This window comes from Bacteroides sp., assembly GCA_036351255.1.
Lineage (GTDB): Bacteria > Bacteroidota > Bacteroidia > Bacteroidales > UBA7960 > UBA7960.
The window spans coordinates 61,813-78,299 of record JAZBOS010000052.1 but is presented as its reverse complement, the minus strand read 5'-3'; the positions used below and the strand labels follow the sequence as shown (position 1 = coordinate 78,299).

The window sequence follows — 16,487 nt, the reverse complement described above, 5'->3', positions numbered from 1 at the left end:
GAAAACCCTAGCTTCGCCTTCCAAAAAGAAATAATCACGCCACTAAGGAACTTAAAGGAAACCCCAGGAGTCGTTAAATCATTAAAAAAACCACATTTCTTTTTAAAATTGATTCTGTAATATGAGCCGAAGACTGCCCGATTACCTGGTTATAGGCGCCAAAGGCATGGGCATGGGTGCCGCCGATGTCATCCCCGGAGTTTCCGGGGGCACCATTGCCTTTATTACGGGCATTTACGAAGAGCTCATCAACAGCATTAAATCGGTCAATGCCTCCCTGTTACGCACCTTTTTCCGCGAAGGTTTTGCGGCAGCCTGGAGACAACTCAACGGCAACTTTCTGCTGGCGGTTTTCTCGGGTATCCTTCTCAGCATTTTCTCGCTGGCCCGTCTCATCTCCTGGCTGCTTACCAACCATCAGATGCTGGTATGGGCATTCTTTTTTGGCCTCATCATTGGCTCAGCCATTTTTGTAGGGAAGAAGATCAATCGATGGAATGCCTTGACCATCCTGATGTTATTGGGCGGAACGGCCCTGGCATATTACATCACCATTGCCACCCCGGCCACTTCGCCCGAGGGTTTGTGGTTCATTTTCCTTTCGGGGGCCATTGCCATTTGCGCCATGATCCTGCCCGGCATATCTGGCAGTTTTATCCTGCTGCTGATGGGTAAATACGAATACATCCTCAATGCCGTAAAAGAATTCAAGGTGATGGTATTGGTGATTTTTGGTATCGGTTGTGTTGTAGGCATTGTTGCTTTTTCCAACGTCATCTCCTGGCTGTTCCGTAAATTCCATAATGCCACCCTGGCCCTGCTTACCGGCTTTATGATCGGTTCACTCAACAAGCTATGGCCGTGGAAACAGGTTCTTGAAGAACGGCTTAACAGCCATGGTGAACTGGTGCCTTTCCTCGAAAAAAGCATCGCCCCGGCCCGCTTTGCAGAGATCACCGGGCAGAGCACCCAAATGATCCCCATCCTGGTATGCGCCCTGGCTGGGCTTTTATTAATATTTATTTTTGAAAAGCTTACCCACGGGGTAGGCGAAAAAGCCTGAAACAAATGCGCATCTTTGGCCTTATCGGATATCCCCTGGGTCACTCCTGGTCGGCCCGGTTCTTTAACGAAAAATTCCGCAGGGAAAACATCACCGATGCGGTATATAAGAATTTTCCCATCGAAAGCATTGAGGAACTTCCTGCTCTGCTGGAATTTGAACCTGAACTTGCAGGCCTCAACGTGACCATCCCCTACAAGGAAGAAGTAATCAATTTTCTTAATGCCATCGAAAAGACGGCCCTCGAAATAGACGCAGTCAATACCATCCGCATTATCAGGAAAGAAAACAAACTGGAACTTATTGGCTACAATACCGATGTGGATGGCTTCCGGGAAAGCCTGACCGCCAGTGGAACCCTGCTTCCGCAAAAAGCACTAGTACTGGGCACGGGCGGTGCCTCAAAAGCCGTATGCTGGGTGTTGAAAGAACTGGGTTGCGAATATCGCCTGGTCTCGCGCAAGCCTTCAAGAAGAAAGATCCTGTCCTATGATGACCTCGACAGGGAAGTCATCCTTGGCCATACCCTGATCATCAACACCACCCCCCTGGGCATGATGCCCAACTGGGAGACATATCCTCCAATCCCTTATCAGTGGCTCGACAGCCGCCACTTCCTCTTCGACCTGGTTTACAATCCGACAGAGACCCTTTTCCTGAAAAAAGGAAAAGCACAGGGCTGCAAAACCCTCAACGGCGAAGCCATGCTGATCGGCCAGGCCCTCGAGGCCTGGGAGATTTGGAACCAATAAATAAGGGAATTTATTCCGAAAGCTTATTCCATTTGATCCAACCTGTCACCAGCAGGCTGGTCAGCACCACTCCCAGCACAATGCCATTCAGGGGGTTTACCCCGTCGATGGGTTCCTGCCAAAGGCGCGAAATGCCAAAGCCAATGGCAAACAAACCCACAACCAGGAGCGAAAAAAACATAAAGCTGTCGAAGATCCGCTCAAAATGGCTGAGCTGCTCATCCTCCTCCTGCTTTTTCCTGGCCGCATAATAAACCCTGGCATATGAACTTACGTTTCCAGGCCTGTAGTAGACCCGCTGAGCGGGATGCCCGTATTTGAGCCGCAAATCGTATTGATAGCGCTTTTGGTTATCGGAAAGTACCTGGTAGGCTTCATTGATCCGGAGAAACTCAGCTGGCGACTGCCCGGGGTTCACATCAGGATGCAAGGCCTTTGCCTTCTGGCGAAAAGCCTTCTTGATGCTTTCTTGCGAAGCATTTTGTGAAACACCCAATATCTGGTAATAATCTGCCAAGCTCCCTGGAATCTTTATCTAAAGTTACATATTTGGCAAGAAAAAATCAAGCAAATAAATCAGACTTCCTTGCCATCCCCCTCCTTGCCTGTGGTAAGTTGCCCGATGTTAAACGAAATCTCAGAAGGATCCTGGAACACCTTCAGGTCGAAGAATGAGATGCGCGATAAGATGTGATCGAAAATATCGCTCTGAATACTTTCGTAATTCACCCAGGCAATATCGTTGGTAAATGCATACACTTCCAGGGGTACCCCTTTTTCGCTGGGCGCCAGTTGCCGAACCATAAAGATCATGTCCTTGTGGATATGCGGATGGTTGGCCAGGTAATTTTTTATATAAGCCCGGAAGGTGCCGATATTGGTCAGCCTGCGACCGTTAATCGAGATGCTTCCATCAAAATCATTTTCCCGGTTGTATTTTTCAACTTCTTCCTTTTTTTGCTTAATGTAATCCTTCAGCAAGTAAACCTTTTCAAACTTTTCAAGCATTTCTTCATCGCACACCTTAATACTTTTGGCATCAATGTTTATGGCCCGTTTGATGCGCCTTCCGCCCGATTGAACCATGCCACGCCAGTTCCTGAAGGAGTCTGACACCAGGGCATAGGTGGGAATGGTGGTAATAGTACGGTCAAAATTCTGTACTTTGACCGTATTCAGGTTAATCTCAATCACATCGCCATCGGCGCCGTATTTAGGCATTTCGATCCAGTCGCCGATCTGCACCAGGTTGTTGGCCGTCACCTGCACCCCGCCCACAAAGTTCAGGATGGTGTCGCGAAAGATCAGCATCAGCACCGCCGACGCAGCCCCCAAGCCGGTAAGCAGTAATCTGGGAGAGCGGTCTAGCACCAATGAAAAAATGAGAATAACCACTACAAAAATACCGAGGATCTTCAGCACCTGCATGTACCCCTTGATGGGCCTGGTCTTCGAAATATCGAAGTTCTCGTAAATGGTTTCCAATGCATTGAGCACGGCAAAGCTCACCATGGTCACCACAATGATAATATAGACATTGGTAATCAGGTATATCCTGTCGACCAATTCAGGGTATTCTGACAACAAAGCCCTTCCAAACCAAAAGATAATGACCACAGGAGCCAGGTGCGACATGCGCGAAAACACCTTTTTGTCGAGGAAAACATCATCCCAGCGGTTTGGGCTGCGGCGTATCACCTTGGTGAGCACCACCAGGATAACCTGCTTGGCGATCCAGTTTGCAACCCAGCTCAGCACAACCAACACGAGAATAAAAAAGACGACCTTAAAAGAAGAGACGGCTTCGGCAGGCAAGCCAATGCCATTAAAAAGTTTTTCGGCAAACCTTTCCAGAAACTGAACCACTAATAATTGCATACCCCTGTCTTTTTTTCTAACAATCCACAAATATCATTCTTTTTAACCAAAAAAGAAAATAAGCGAGGAAGCCCTGTCTTCACGAACCCAAACCCGCAAACTGGCAAATGAGCAAAAAACTATTTAACTGATAAATACAATGTATTGGCTCAATTCTGCCAAGGTAACTTCCATCCGGCGAATTTCCCGGAAAAAGGACCTGTCCTTTTTTGAAGAAAGACCTGTCTGGCTCATAGTTAATACGGAGTTTATACGGTTTAAACCGTATAAACTCCGTATTAACTCCGTATTAACTATGAACGTGGTAAGGTTTAAGAAAGGATAAGATTCGCTGAAAGCCCCATTGCTGAACCATTTGGGAAGATTGTCAATAGCTTATAAAAATGCCTATCTTTGCAGGCAATCATTCCTGAAAGGCAGAAAGGTATTATCAAAAACAGGCGAAACTTTTTTACTCCAGGTGCCCCGAAGAAAAAAGGGAGGCAGGGCAAGCAAGAAATATACGGGAAAAGTCACGTGACCGTGGTTTCAGAACGGATGTAGTTTTTGAAAAACAAAAAAATAAAAACATTTGTCTATCTGAAAAAAAATGCCGTACTTTGCACTCCCTTAAAAAAGTAGAGATTACAGTCAGAACAAAAAATATTTTCAGAGATGTCACGAATTTGTCAGATAACCGGGAAAAAGCCCATTGTTGGTCATAACGTTTCGCACTCAAATATTAAAACCAAGCGCTGGTTTTATCCCAATATCCAGGAGAAGAAGTTTTTCGTGCCGGAAGAGAATCGCTGGGTCACCCTGAAGGTGTCTGCAAAAGGGATCAGGATCATCAACAAAAAAGGGATCTATGCCTGCATCCAGGAAGCCCGCAAAAAAGGCTTCATGCAATAATATTATCTTCCTGAAAGGAAAAAATAAGGCTGTCGGAGCGAATCGACAGCTTTTTTTTTGCCAGTAATTGCGGGGGTTTCCTTGTTAAATTTACATAAAACGACTGCAAGCATGGGGCTGTTTTTGGCTTGTAAACAGTTTATCGTTAATTTTACCTTTTGTTTTTATCTGGCACGATGACCTTTCGAAAGTTTCTTCCCTTTATGATCCTGTTTACCGGGCTGATATTTTTCATATCGGTCCTGTCGTTGCAGGCTCAGCGGATTCCCCGGCGGGTCATCCAGTTTTCTGGCTTGGTGGTGACGGGCGACAGCCTGGCCCCGGTGCCCTATACTACGGTTTGGGTCAAAAACACTCGCCGTGGTACCATCACTGATTTTTACGGGTTTTTCTCCATAGCGGTGTATGAGCGCGACACCCTCCGGTTCTCTTCGGTGGGCTTCAAGGAAGTACTTTTTGTAGTGCCCGACACCCTGAGCCAGCCCCGGTATTCAGCCATACAGGTCATGAGTCGTGATACGGTTTACCTGACGGAAACCGTCATATATCCCTGGCCCACCCGTGAACAGTTTCGCCACGCCTTCATTCATGCGGAAATCCCCGACGATGATTACGACCGTGCGATGCGCAACCTGGCGCGGGCAGAAATGAAGGAGCGCATGCAGAAAATGCCTATGGACGGAGGCATGAACTACCGCCACGCCATGCAACAGCAATCCCAGCGACTGTATTATGCAGGGCAGGCCCCACCCATGCGTATCTTCGACCCCTTTGCCTGGGCCGAGTTCTTCAAGGCCTGGCGTGAAGGCAAATTTAAGCGCAGCGATTAATATTCGCGCGAAAGCAATATTTCTTTTTTCCCGCTGTTATTATTTGAGTCAAACAAGGGTCTTTCCGTGAATTACGCAAGAGACCGCAAAGGGCTTTTTATTATTTTTGCCAGGTGAAGCAAGTCCGTTACATCTTCCTTTTTCTTTTCCTGGGTTTACCCAGTCTTTCCTCGCTTGCCCAACAGTCGTGGGTAGAAGGCTTTATCCTCAGCGAGCAGGGGGCTCCGCTTGAGTTTGTAAACGTGGCTTTGGAAAATACAACCACGGGCACGACCAGCAATGAAGCGGGCTATTTCAGGCTAAAAGTGTCGCCCGGACCGGCTGCACTGCTGGTATCGCACCTGGGATATGTATCGCGGCGGATCGCTTTTACCGTAAGTGCTGGTGAGAGCCGTCGGATCAACATCACCCTGGAAGCCTCCTTGACCGATTTGCCCGATGTGGAGGTGCGCGAAAGACAAATCCTTTCTACCGATATCACCCGCCTCGACCCCAAGCTGGTGGCGGTGTTGCCAGGGCCCTCCAGTGGTGTGGAAGGGCTGGTAAAGACCTTGCCGGGTGTTTCATCAACAACCGAGCTCTCCTCTCAGTATTCCGTCAGGGGGGGTAACTTCGACGAGAACCTGGTGTATGTAAACGACATCGAAATCTACAGGCCGTTCCTCGTGCGGTCGGGGCAGCAGGAAGGGCTGAGTTTCCTGAACAGCGACCTGATCAGCAGCATCAACTTCTCGGCCGGGGGCTTTGAAGCCCGCTTCGGTGACAAGATGTCATCAGTGCTCGACATTGAGTATCGGAAGCCTGAAGCCTTTGCCGGCTCGTTCTCAATGAGCCTGCTGGAAGGCTCCTTACACCTGGAGGGGCTTACGGAAAACAAAAAGACGACTTTACTTTTCGGACTTCGGCATAAATCGAACCAATACCTGCTGGGCACCCTCGACACCAAGGGCGATTATAAGCCCTCGTTCTCGGATGTGCAGGCACTGGTGACCCACGACCTGAGCAATAAGCTGGAGATCAGCTTTCTGGGAAATTTCAGCAACAACCGTTACCTGTTTCAGCCCGTGGTTCAGAACACCCGTTTTGGAACGGCTACAGAGGTCAGGCAACTCACGGTATATTTCGATGGGCAGGAGGTGGACAAGTTTGTCACAGCCATGGGCGCCCTGTCACTGAAGTACAAGCCTGTGGAGGAAATTAACCTTCGCCTTACTGCCAGCGTTTTCCAAACTGACGAGACCGAAAATTTTGACATCCTTGGGCAATACTGGCTCTACAGGGTGGAGACGGATATGAGTCAGGACGGTTTTGGCCAGCCCACAGGCGAAGCGCTGGGGGTTGGATCTTTTCTCAATCACGCACGCAATTACCTGAATGCCATTGTGTGGAATGCAGAACACCGCGGCGACTGGGTAAGTGAAGACCGGGTATTGCGGTGGGGGCTTAAATTCCAGCACGAGGACATCTTCGACCGGCTGCAGGAATGGACCCTGATTGATTCTTCAGGGTATTCACTGCCACGACCTCCCGGAGGACAAATCCTTCTGCAGGATACCATTTCAGCACGTATCGGACTCAAGACCAATCGTCTGTCGGGCTTTGTGCAAAACACCTGGGACATTGACCGCAACCATGGCAGATTTTCGCTTACGGCGGGGCTGCGCATAAACTACTGGGACTTTAATCAGCAATTCCTGCTAAGTCCCCGGGCCACCCTTCTCTATAAGCCTCTGGTCTGGCCTCGCCTGGTGTTCAGGGCTTCGGCAGGCTATTATCACCAGCCGCCCTTTTACCGGGAGTTGCGCAACTTTAAGGGCGAACTTAACTATGATATTGAAGCCCAGGAGTCTATCCACTTTGTGTTGGGTTCTGAATACAATTTTACAGCCTGGAACCGTCCCTTCAAATACACCACCGAAATTTACTACAAGCAGCTCAACAACCTGATCCCCTATGAACTCGACAATGTCAGGATCCGGTATTATGCCGAGAACCTGGCCTCGGGCTATGCCACAGGGCTTGACATGAAGGTGAACGGTGAGTTTGTCCCCGGGGTGGAGTCATGGGCGAGCCTGTCGCTGATGAAAACCGCCGAGCAGATCGAGGGGGCCTTTTACACCGATGACGAAGGCAACCAGGTGCCAGCAGGATATATCCCTCGCCCCACCGACCAGCGGTTGAATTTCAGTCTGTTTTTCCAGGATTTCCTGCCACGTAATCCATCCTATAAGGTGCAGGTGGGCTTTATCTTTGGCACTGGCCTTCCCTTTGGGCCACCAACCTATGAACGCCAACGCGACACCTTGCGCATGCCGGCTTACCGCAGGGTCGACATTGGCTTCTCCAAACAGCTTATCAGCGAAAATACCAGCTTTTCGGAACGCAACCCCTTGCGGCATTTCAACAATATGTGGATCTCAGCAGAGGTGTTTAACCTGCTGGAGATGAATAACACCATATCTTATTTATGGATCAGGGATGTGGAGAACCGTTTGTTTGCCGTGCCAAATTACCTGACCAGCCGCCTGATCAATGTAAAACTTGTGGCGCGGTTCTGATAATTCCTGCCTTTTTGTCACCTCCTTGTCAGCCTTAAGCCTCAAATAAGTGGACATATTTTCCAAAATGGCCTCAAAAAGGAGGTTGGCACAATCATTGAAAGTCAATGACCAAAATAACCAACCGAGAACATTAAAAACATTATAAAAATGGGAAAAATTATTGGTATTGACTTAGGAACAACCAACTCATGTGTAGCCGTCATGGAGGGTAATGAGCCTGTGGTGATCCCCAACAGTGAGGGACGACGCACGACTCCTTCCATTGTGGCATTTACCGAAAATGGCGAAAGGAAAGTAGGTGATCCTGCAAAGCGGCAGGCCATCATAAATCCCACCAAGACCATCAGCTCTATCAAGCGTTTGATGGGTGAGACCTTTGACTCTTCTATAAAGGAACGAAGCCGGGCGACCTATTCTGTGGTGAAGGGTGACAACAACACCCCGCGCGTAAAGATTGACGACCGTTTGTATACGCCCCAGGAAATTTCGGCCATGGTACTTCAGAAAATGAAAAAAACCGCTGAAGATTACCTGGGACAGGAAGTGACTGAGGCCGTCATTACGGTTCCTGCTTACTTTAACGACTCACAGCGTCAGGCCACCAAGGAAGCCGGTGAAATTGCCGGGCTGAAGGTTCGCCGTATCATTAACGAGCCTACCGCGGCATCGCTTGCATATGGCCTCGACAAAAAAAACAAGGATATGAAAGTTGCCGTCTTTGACTTGGGTGGCGGTACATTTGACATCTCTATCCTGGAGCTGGGCGACGGGGTGTTCGAGGTAAAATCGACCCATGGTGACACCCACCTGGGGGGCGATGACTTTGATAACGCCATCATCGACTGGCTGGCAGATGAATTCAAAAAAGACGAAGGCATTGACTTGCGTAAAGATGCCATGGCCTTGCAACGCCTGAAGGAAGCTGCTGAAAAGGCCAAGATCGAACTCTCGAGTTCAACCAGTACCGAGATCAACCTGCCCTATATTATGCCTGTTGACGGTATTCCAAAGCACCTGGTGCGCACATTATCACGCAGCATGTTCGAGCAGTTGATCGACAAGTATGTTCAGGCCACCCTTGAGCCTTGTAAGCTTGCCCTGAAAGATGCAAACTACACTTCCAGCGACATTGACGAAGTAATCCTGGTGGGCGGTTCGACCCGTATCCCCAAGATTCAGGAAGTGGTTGAGAAATTCTTTGGCAAGAAGCCCTCGAAAGGGGTGAACCCCGATGAGGTGGTTGCAGTGGGCGCTGCTATCCAGGGTGCTGTGCTGACAGGGGAGATTAAGGATGTGTTGCTGCTCGACGTTACGCCGCTTTCACTGGGTATAGAGACCCTGGGCGGGGTGATGACCAAGCTTATTGAAGCCAACACCACCATCCCCACCAAGAAAACCGAGGTCTTCTCGACGGCTTCTGACAACCAAACCTCCGTAGAGATCCATATTCTTCAGGGAGAACGTCCCATGGCACGCGACAACCGCACCATTGGACGCTTCCACCTCGATGGCATCCCACCGGCACCCCGTGGCCTTCCGCAAATTGAAGTCACCTTTGACATTGACGCCAATGGAATCCTGAACGTTTCGGCCAAGGATAAAGCTACCGGCAAATCGCAGCAAATCCGCATTGAAGCCTCGAGTGGCCTCAGCGACAGCGAGATCGAGCGCATGAAGAAGGAAGCTGAAGAAAACGCCGAAAAGGACCGGAAGCTGAAGGAAGAGATAGACAAGCTGAATACTGCTGACGGACTGATCTTCCAGACAGAAAAACAGTTGAAGGAATTTGGCGACAAGGTTCCTGCAGACAAGAAGGAGCCCATTGAGAAGGCCCTGGCTGACCTGAAGGAAGCTCATAAGAACAAGGACCTTGCTGCTATTGACACCACCATGGCTGCCCTGAACAATGCCTGGCAAGCCGCCAGTGCAGAAATGTACCAGGCCACTCAGCAAGAAGGTCAACCCGGAGCCGAGCAGCAGCAATCAACCCCCGGCGACCAGGGAAAAGACGACGGCGAAGTAACCGACGTTGATTTTGAAGAAGTAAAATAACAACACTTCATAAATACAAAAGGGGTTAAGCTCAGGCTCAACCCCTTTTTCTTTTCGGGAAAGGATACTTTTTAAATGAGTTTCCTGACCACCTCAAGGGCTTTTTCATAATCAGGTTCGTTCCCAATCTCCTTCACGATTTCCAAATATTTAACAGTATCATCGCGGTCAATGACAATGACGCCTCGCGCCAGCAACCGCATTTCCTCAATCAGGAAGCCATATTTGATCCCAAAGTCGGTATCCTTGTGGTCGGAAACGGTGATGATTTTGTCGATACCTTCAGCATCGCAGAAACGCTTCAGGGCATATGGCAGGTCGCAGGAGATGGTGATGATCTGTACATTCCCTAAATTGCCTGCCTCCTGATTGAAACGGCGGGTTTGGGCCGCACATACGCCCATGTCGACACTGGGAACGGAAGAGATGATGCGTACCTTTCCCTGATAGTCGCTCAGGCTGACAGGCTTGAGATCAGCTCCAAGGGCGATAAAGTTCTTTGCATTGCTTCCGGGTTTCACCATCTTTCCCATTAGGGTCACAGGGTTTCCACCGAATGTCACTAAATTGGATGTTCTTTTCATGTTATACTATTTTTGTTACTAGAATTTAAAGCGGCACTTGCTTCCGGTTGCAGAAAAAGTGTCCCGTGGCTTCCCTTTGCCTAAGCGTAAGAGAAAAATTCCAGAGGAACAACAAATAGCATATTATTCAACTGAATTTAATCAAAAGTAAAAAAAAGAAGGTTTTTATCTGCAATAAATAAAAGTTTTTCTAATTTGTAGAAAGAAACTTACGGATAAAAAATTAATAAAGAGGTCTATTTCCTGTCGAAGAAAGGGTTTTTGGAAGTGGCGCTAAGCGGAATACCATAAATAATTTTATACTCCTCACCCAGGATATTCATTTCGCGGGCAGCCATTCCAATGGTGTACATCACCCTTGAGTCAACCCGGTGATCGGCTGCAAGGGCAACGGCCGATCCCACGGCAATGCCAAGGTCGGACGGGTTGAATATGCAAGGCACCTCGGGATGCTTTCCCTTGGTGGCGCAATCGGTATATCCGCACAAACCGCAATACTTCAACCCGAGCACCTTAATTCGGGTGCCTATGAGGACCACAACATCTGCTCCATTGAGCACATTGACAGCGTCGCGCAGGAAAATATGGTTTTGTTCGCGATCGCCAATTTCTTTGGTGGTCTTACAGAGTTGTTGGAGCTCATTATCGGTCAATATGGCCATAGCCAGGTTGTCCATTCCCCGGGCCTTAGGGGCAGTGCGGGCGGCAATTACCATTTTTTTTGCCACATCGATCAGGGCTTCCTTCCGAAGATCATTCTCTTTGATATGGGCCATTGAATGGGATTTTAAGAAAAACAGGGGAAAAAGCCCGGCATTAAACCTAATGCCGGGCCACAAAACAAAAACACCAGTTAGCTAAAATCGGCAAATTTGGCAATACTTTCAATATAAGTAAGGGGAACAACCACGGGTTCCTTTACCTGCGGGTTTTTGGCAACAATCACTTCTACTGCATCTTTGCTATGACCGTTGCTGGCCTTGCGGAACAAGTCGCTGCGATGGAGGAACAAAACTGAATCGGAGAGTTCGCTGAGGAACACGGGCAGGTCTTTGATGGAAGGTGGTTGTACGAAATTGAAAGGCGAACCAATTTGCGAAAAGAGCAAAATGGGGAGGTTCAGTTCGCGTGCAATATCCTTGATGATCAATACTATTTTGTTGAGCTGCTCATTGCGGCTATCGGTATCGGTAATGCTGGTGGAAAGCAATTCCAGGTAATCAATAATGACCAGGTCGACGTTGTGAACGATTTTTAATTGCCTGGATCTTTTCACCAGTTCTTCCGCAGAGAGCGAAGGGGTATCGTCGAGAAAGATCTTGGCTTTGGCAATGGAACTGATCAAAGAATGCATATGATCGCGCTCGCTGGCTTTCATGGAGCCTTTGCGGAGCTTATCAAGTGACATCCCGGTTTCACTTTCAATAAGCCGGTTGGTGATCTTGAGGTTAGAGCGTTCGGTTGAGAAGATCGCTACTGAATGGTTGTTTTTGATGGCCAGGTTGTTGGCAACAGACAATAAAAATGCGGTTTTACCCATACCGGGCCTAACCGCCACTGTGTAAAGTTGTCCTTTCTGAAATCCGCCTGTAATATGATCGAGCATTTTAAATCCGGTTGAAAGACCGGAAAGGGTGTCTTGCCCGGTGAAGTCTTTTTTAAGTGCCTGGTTTACCAGTTCGCGGATACTGGCAAACTCAAACACTTCTGACTGCTCTGTGATTTCTAAAGTGTTTTGTTCCATGACGATAAGTTTTAAAGAACGACATCAGTTCCAAATATAGTTAAAATTAACTGGAATAGGATGCTAAAAACCGTTAAATTAATGGTCCTTCAAAGTATATTCCAATTCCAGTTCAATCATGATTTCCCGCCAGGTTTCCAGCATCTCATCGTTTTCCGCATTAGATATCCAAACCACCTCGACTGGGTTGCCTTTCTGGCGAAAGGCATTCATAATCTCCATGATCTGGAAGAGGTATTTTGAAGAACTGGTGTTAAAATAATTTATCCTGAACTCCACCAGGGTTTGCTGGCGAGTATTGCGCACATAATCGCGAACCCAGTTCAGAAGCGGTTGAAAAAAATCAACGGCATTCTCAGGATAAGAATTGCCCGAAAAACGCAACAGCCCTTCATTAATCCGAAACTCAACGCCAAAAGAGGCAGGGGTGGCTGCAATCATCAAATCTCTGAGAACCGGGGCCTTTTTCTTCATGTTTTTTCTGAAAGAATTTTTCAGCCTTTTTACTGTCGAAGTTGACCAAGATAAGCATTTTTTGTCTCCAATCATACGACCGGTTAATATTTCATTAAAAGTCCCGGATTAATACCATGAATCGAGATAACGGAATCCCATATTGTTTCAGGCATTGAAGAGTTTCCTAAATAAACCATTCTATTAAACAAAATGACAAGAAACAAAAGAATAAATTTGAACTTTTGTATACCGATGTTGTTGATTAAGTGAAACCAAAAATCTATTTTGACATTACAGAAATCGATCAGGTTCTGACTATTGGTTTTTGATAAAGATTAAACAAGTGAATACCCCATGATCCGTTACTCCATCAACGACCTTGAAAAGATCACAGGCATTAAAGCCCATACCATAAGAATATGGGAAAAGCGGTATGATGTGGTTTCGCCCAAGCGCACACCAACAAACATTCGGTATTACAATGATGAGGACTTGCTGCGGTTGCTCAATATCAGCACCCTCAACAAACATGGTTTCAAGATTTCTGACATCGTCAGTATGTCTTCAAGTGATATCTGCGAAAAGATCCGGGATATTTCGAGGACTTCCACTGACTTTGAGAGCCAGATCAACAACCTGATCGTGGCCATGATCGAACTCAATGAAGAATCTTTTGAAAAGGTGCTTTCGAGCACTATATTAAAGATTGGTTTTGAGAAGACCGTCACCCATGTTCTCTATCCCCTGCTGGAGAAGATCGGGGTGCTTTGGCAGATTGGCACAATCAATCCTGCCCAGGAGCACTTTCTTACTAACCTGATCAGGCAAAAGATGATCGTTGCCATTGACGGGCAAAACGAACCCCTGGCGCAAGATGCAAAGACCTTTCTGTTATTCCTTCCTGAAAAGGAATGGCACGAGTTGGGCTTGTTGTTTTACACCTACCTGATCAAAAAAAACGGGCACAAGGTTATTTATCTTGGCCAGAATGTTCCTTTTAAGGATGTGACCGAAGTGGTAAAAATTCGCAAGGCCGATTACCTGCTGACTTATTTTGTGGCTGCCATGCCTCAGAAAGACATTCCTTATTATATCCAAGACCTTTCTAAAGCGCTCCCAGACAAAAACATTTTCATTACCGGACACCAAGTGCACGAAATTGATTTCAAGCTGCCCAAAAATATCATCATTCTTAACAATACTGAGGATTTTAAACGACTGGTTTAAATCCTTTACTTAAAAGTTAAATTTCCTTTTCTTTTATTTTTGGCAAGAAGGCATTCAATAAATCCCGAAAAATAACTTCGAATTTTTTTGGCTTTTCATTTTCCCAACCATTTCATTGCTGTGAGCCAAATTCAACAAGGTCGGTTAATCTTACTGAAACGTGCAATTGAAAGGTAAATGGGTATCCTTTTACTTGTTCACAATTCTTGTTTCTCTTTTCCTTAAGATTATTTAACAAATAATTAAACCGGGTATCCACCAAAATATCCCCGAAAAAGCTTAAATTTAATCTATACAAGCTATAAATCAGCTGCTAGATGAATTCTTTTTATAATTTGTATATGTTAAAATTTAAAAAAAAGCTTGGAGGTAATAATTTTTTGTTTAACTTTACAATAAATAAAATTAAACAAACCCAAAAACCCGAACAGTCATGACAGCAATGGAATTCAACTATAAGCTCCTGGGTCTTCAGAAAAATCTGAAATATTTTGCCTATACCCTGACCTCGAATTACGAAGATGCACAAGACCTTGTTCAGGAAACTTTTCTAAAGGCGCTCACCAACCGCGATAAGTTTACCGAAGACACCAATCTCAAGGCTTGGGCCTTCACAATCATGAAGAACACCTTCATCAACAATTACCGTCAGAGTGTGCGCAACAACACCATTCTTGATAAAACTGACGACCTGTATTACCTGAATCTCTCAAAAGAAAGCAATGAAGGTCTTCCCGATAGCAGCTATGCTACCAAAGAGATCCACAAGGAAATCAAGCGGATTGATGAAGACCAGCGCAAGCCTTTTGAAATGTACAACGATGGTTACAAATACAAGGAAATAGCTGAACAACTTAACCTTTCGATCGGTACAGTAAAGAGTCGTATATTCTTCACCCGCAAGAAGTTAATGGAGGCGCTCAACGAGCAGTAAGCCGCAACCTCAACCCATATATATCCCCCCCAGAAACCCCGGTACAGGAATGTCCGGGGTTTCTTTTTCGCCGCTGCTCATTATTTGCTAAATTTGCGTTTATGTTTACAGGATAAGATACAACTATGCGGGTATTCAAGTTTGGGGGAGCCAGCGTAAAAGACCCGGAAGGGGTCAAAAATGTTGCATCCATTATACGCGAGCATGGCGACAAGTCATTGGTGATCGTGGTTTCTGCCATGGCAAAAACCACCAATGCCCTTGAAATGCTGACCCAGTATTATATGGAAGGCCAGGCTGAAGCCATGAAACAGGTTTTCGAGGAGGTCAGGCAGTTTCATCTTAATATTATCCATGGGCTTTTCGGGGACCCCAAACACCCTGCCTTCTTTCATGTGGAACAGACCTTTTTTCACCTGTTGCGTTACATTGAAGAAAAGCCATCAGGCAACTACAACTATGAATACGACCGCATCGTGTCGACCGGAGAGATCGTATCGACTCAGATCGTTAGCCACTACCTGAATTATTCAGGCGTTCGCAACCAGTGGTTTGATGCCCGCAAGCTGATTATCACCGATGCCAGTTTCCGCGATGCGCGCATCGACTGGATCTTGACCCCGCAGGCCGTAAAAAAAGCACTATTACCTTACCTCAAACCTGCCGAAAACAGCAATAAACCGGGTATTGTGCTGACCCAGGGCTTTATCGGAGCCACTACACAAGGCTTCACAACTACCCTCGGACGTGAAGGCTCTGACTTCTCGGCGGCCATCCTGGCCTATTCGCTGCAGGCCTCGGAGGTAGTGATCTGGAAGGATGTTCCCGGCCTGCTGAATGCCGACCCCAAACTGTTCGATCAAACTTTGTTGATGCCCAATATCAGCTATCAGGAAGCCATCGAGCTTTCCTATTACGGCGCAACGGTCATCCACCCGAAAACGCTCAAGCCTCTCCTCAGCCGCAACATCCCCCTAAAGGTTAAGTCTTTCTTCCAGCCTGCAGAACCCGGCACCATCATCAACGAGGTCAGCGAGCACGATAGCCTGGTGCCCAGTTACATCCTCAAATTCAACCAGGTCCTGGTTTCAATATTCCCAAAAGACTTCAGCTTTATTGCTGAGCATAACCTTTCAAGAATCTTCTCCGATTTTGCAAAAAACGGTGTAAAGATTAACCTGATGCAAAATTCAGCCATCAGTTTTTCTGTTTGCTTCGACCGCGATCTGATCAAAACCCCTGCCCTTTTGCGCGACCTTGAAAAAAATTTCAACGTAAAATACAATTACGACCTGGGGTTGATCACCATCAGGCATTACGAAAAAGCACAGGTGGATCAGCTGATTGCAGGCCAGGAAGTCCTCCTTGAACAAAAAAGCCGCATCACTTTGCAGATGGTGGTCAGAAAAAACAAATAACCAAAAAGTTGGGTTTTCCCCATTTATTCAAGGAATAAAAAACAATCGCCCCCTGCATTCCTCTCCAGAAAATGCAGGGGGCTTTCCATTCATTTCT

15 protein-coding genes are annotated in these 16,487 nt (G+C 47.0%); 9 read left to right on the top strand and 6 right to left on the bottom strand.

The features are described 5' to 3' along the window. Positions 1–121 precede the first annotated feature (121 nt). Both V2I46_04735 and V2I46_04730 read left to right on the top strand, forming a co-directional pair. The gene (locus V2I46_04735) at positions 122–1,063 is read left to right on the top strand and encodes a DUF368 domain-containing protein (protein MEE4176796.1); all 942 of its coding nucleotides are present in this window, start codon (positions 122–124) and stop codon (positions 1,061–1,063) included. Positions 1,064–1,068: 5 nt separating this feature from the next. Then, complete coding sequence (locus V2I46_04730) at positions 1,069–1,815, top strand: shikimate dehydrogenase (protein ID MEE4176795.1); 747 nt, start codon at positions 1,069–1,071, stop codon at positions 1,813–1,815. Between the two features lie 10 nt (positions 1,816–1,825). On the opposite strand, the gene V2I46_04725 is transcribed toward V2I46_04730, so the two are convergent. Further along, on the bottom strand, positions 1,826–2,332 hold the full coding sequence (locus V2I46_04725) for a DnaJ domain-containing protein (GenBank protein ID MEE4176794.1): 507 nt from the start codon (positions 2,330–2,332) through the stop codon (positions 1,826–1,828). 59 nt (positions 2,333–2,391) lie between these two features. Continuing rightward, the gene (locus V2I46_04720; GenBank protein MEE4176793.1) at positions 2,392–3,693 is read right to left on the bottom strand and encodes a mechanosensitive ion channel domain-containing protein; all 1,302 of its coding nucleotides are present in this window, start codon (positions 3,691–3,693) and stop codon (positions 2,392–2,394) included. 654 nt (positions 3,694–4,347) lie between these two features. Between V2I46_04720 and rpmB the strand changes: the two genes are divergently transcribed. From rpmB to dnaK, 4 genes are all read left to right on the top strand, one after another. Then, positions 4,348–4,584 carry a 50S ribosomal protein L28 gene (gene rpmB / locus V2I46_04715; protein MEE4176792.1) on the top strand — a complete coding sequence of 79 codons (237 nt, stop codon included), beginning with the start codon at positions 4,348–4,350 and terminating at the stop codon, positions 4,582–4,584. Positions 4,585–4,760: 176 nt separating this feature from the next. Beyond that, positions 4,761–5,414 (top strand): carboxypeptidase-like regulatory domain-containing protein, encoded by a 654-nt coding sequence (locus tag V2I46_04710; GenBank protein ID MEE4176791.1) that lies wholly within the window; start codon positions 4,761–4,763, stop codon positions 5,412–5,414. 113 nt (positions 5,415–5,527) lie between these two features. Next, positions 5,528–7,972, top strand: a complete 2,445-nt coding sequence (locus V2I46_04705) for a TonB-dependent receptor (protein ID MEE4176790.1) — start codon at positions 5,528–5,530, stop codon at positions 7,970–7,972. 150 nt (positions 7,973–8,122) lie between these two features. Then, on the top strand, positions 8,123–10,027 hold the full coding sequence (gene dnaK, locus V2I46_04700) for a molecular chaperone DnaK (GenBank protein MEE4176789.1): 1,905 nt from the start codon (positions 8,123–8,125) through the stop codon (positions 10,025–10,027). Positions 10,028–10,098: 71 nt separating this feature from the next. Here the strand turns inward: dnaK and tpx are convergent, their stop codons facing one another. The 4 genes from tpx to V2I46_04680 form a co-directional block, all read right to left on the bottom strand. Then, positions 10,099–10,611 (bottom strand): thiol peroxidase, encoded by a 513-nt coding sequence (gene tpx / locus V2I46_04695; GenBank protein ID MEE4176788.1) that lies wholly within the window; start codon positions 10,609–10,611, stop codon positions 10,099–10,101. A gap of 236 nt (positions 10,612–10,847) precedes the next feature. After that, entirely contained in the window at positions 10,848–11,387 is a 540-nt protein-coding gene (locus V2I46_04690) for a DUF2148 domain-containing protein (GenBank protein ID MEE4176787.1), read from the bottom strand. Positions 11,388–11,464: 77 nt separating this feature from the next. Next, entirely contained in the window at positions 11,465–12,355 is an 891-nt protein-coding gene (locus tag V2I46_04685; protein MEE4176786.1) for a DnaB-like helicase C-terminal domain-containing protein, read from the bottom strand. Between the two features lie 78 nt (positions 12,356–12,433). Continuing rightward, entirely contained in the window at positions 12,434–12,829 is a 396-nt protein-coding gene (locus V2I46_04680; GenBank protein ID MEE4176785.1) for a DUF1987 domain-containing protein, read from the bottom strand. A gap of 336 nt (positions 12,830–13,165) precedes the next feature. On the opposite strand from V2I46_04680, the gene V2I46_04675 reads away from it, so the two are divergent. From V2I46_04675 to V2I46_04665, 3 genes are all read left to right on the top strand, one after another. Beyond that, on the top strand, positions 13,166–14,038 hold the full coding sequence (locus V2I46_04675; protein MEE4176784.1) for a MerR family transcriptional regulator: 873 nt from the start codon (positions 13,166–13,168) through the stop codon (positions 14,036–14,038). A 433-nt stretch (positions 14,039–14,471) separates the two neighbouring features. Next, positions 14,472–14,972, top strand: coding sequence for an RNA polymerase sigma factor (locus V2I46_04670; GenBank protein MEE4176783.1), 501 nt, complete (start codon positions 14,472–14,474; stop codon positions 14,970–14,972). Positions 14,973–15,097: 125 nt separating this feature from the next. Next, a complete protein-coding gene (locus tag V2I46_04665; protein ID MEE4176782.1) occupies positions 15,098–16,390 on the top strand; it encodes an aspartate kinase in 1,293 nt (430 codons plus the stop codon). Positions 16,391–16,487: the final 97 nt, after the last annotated feature.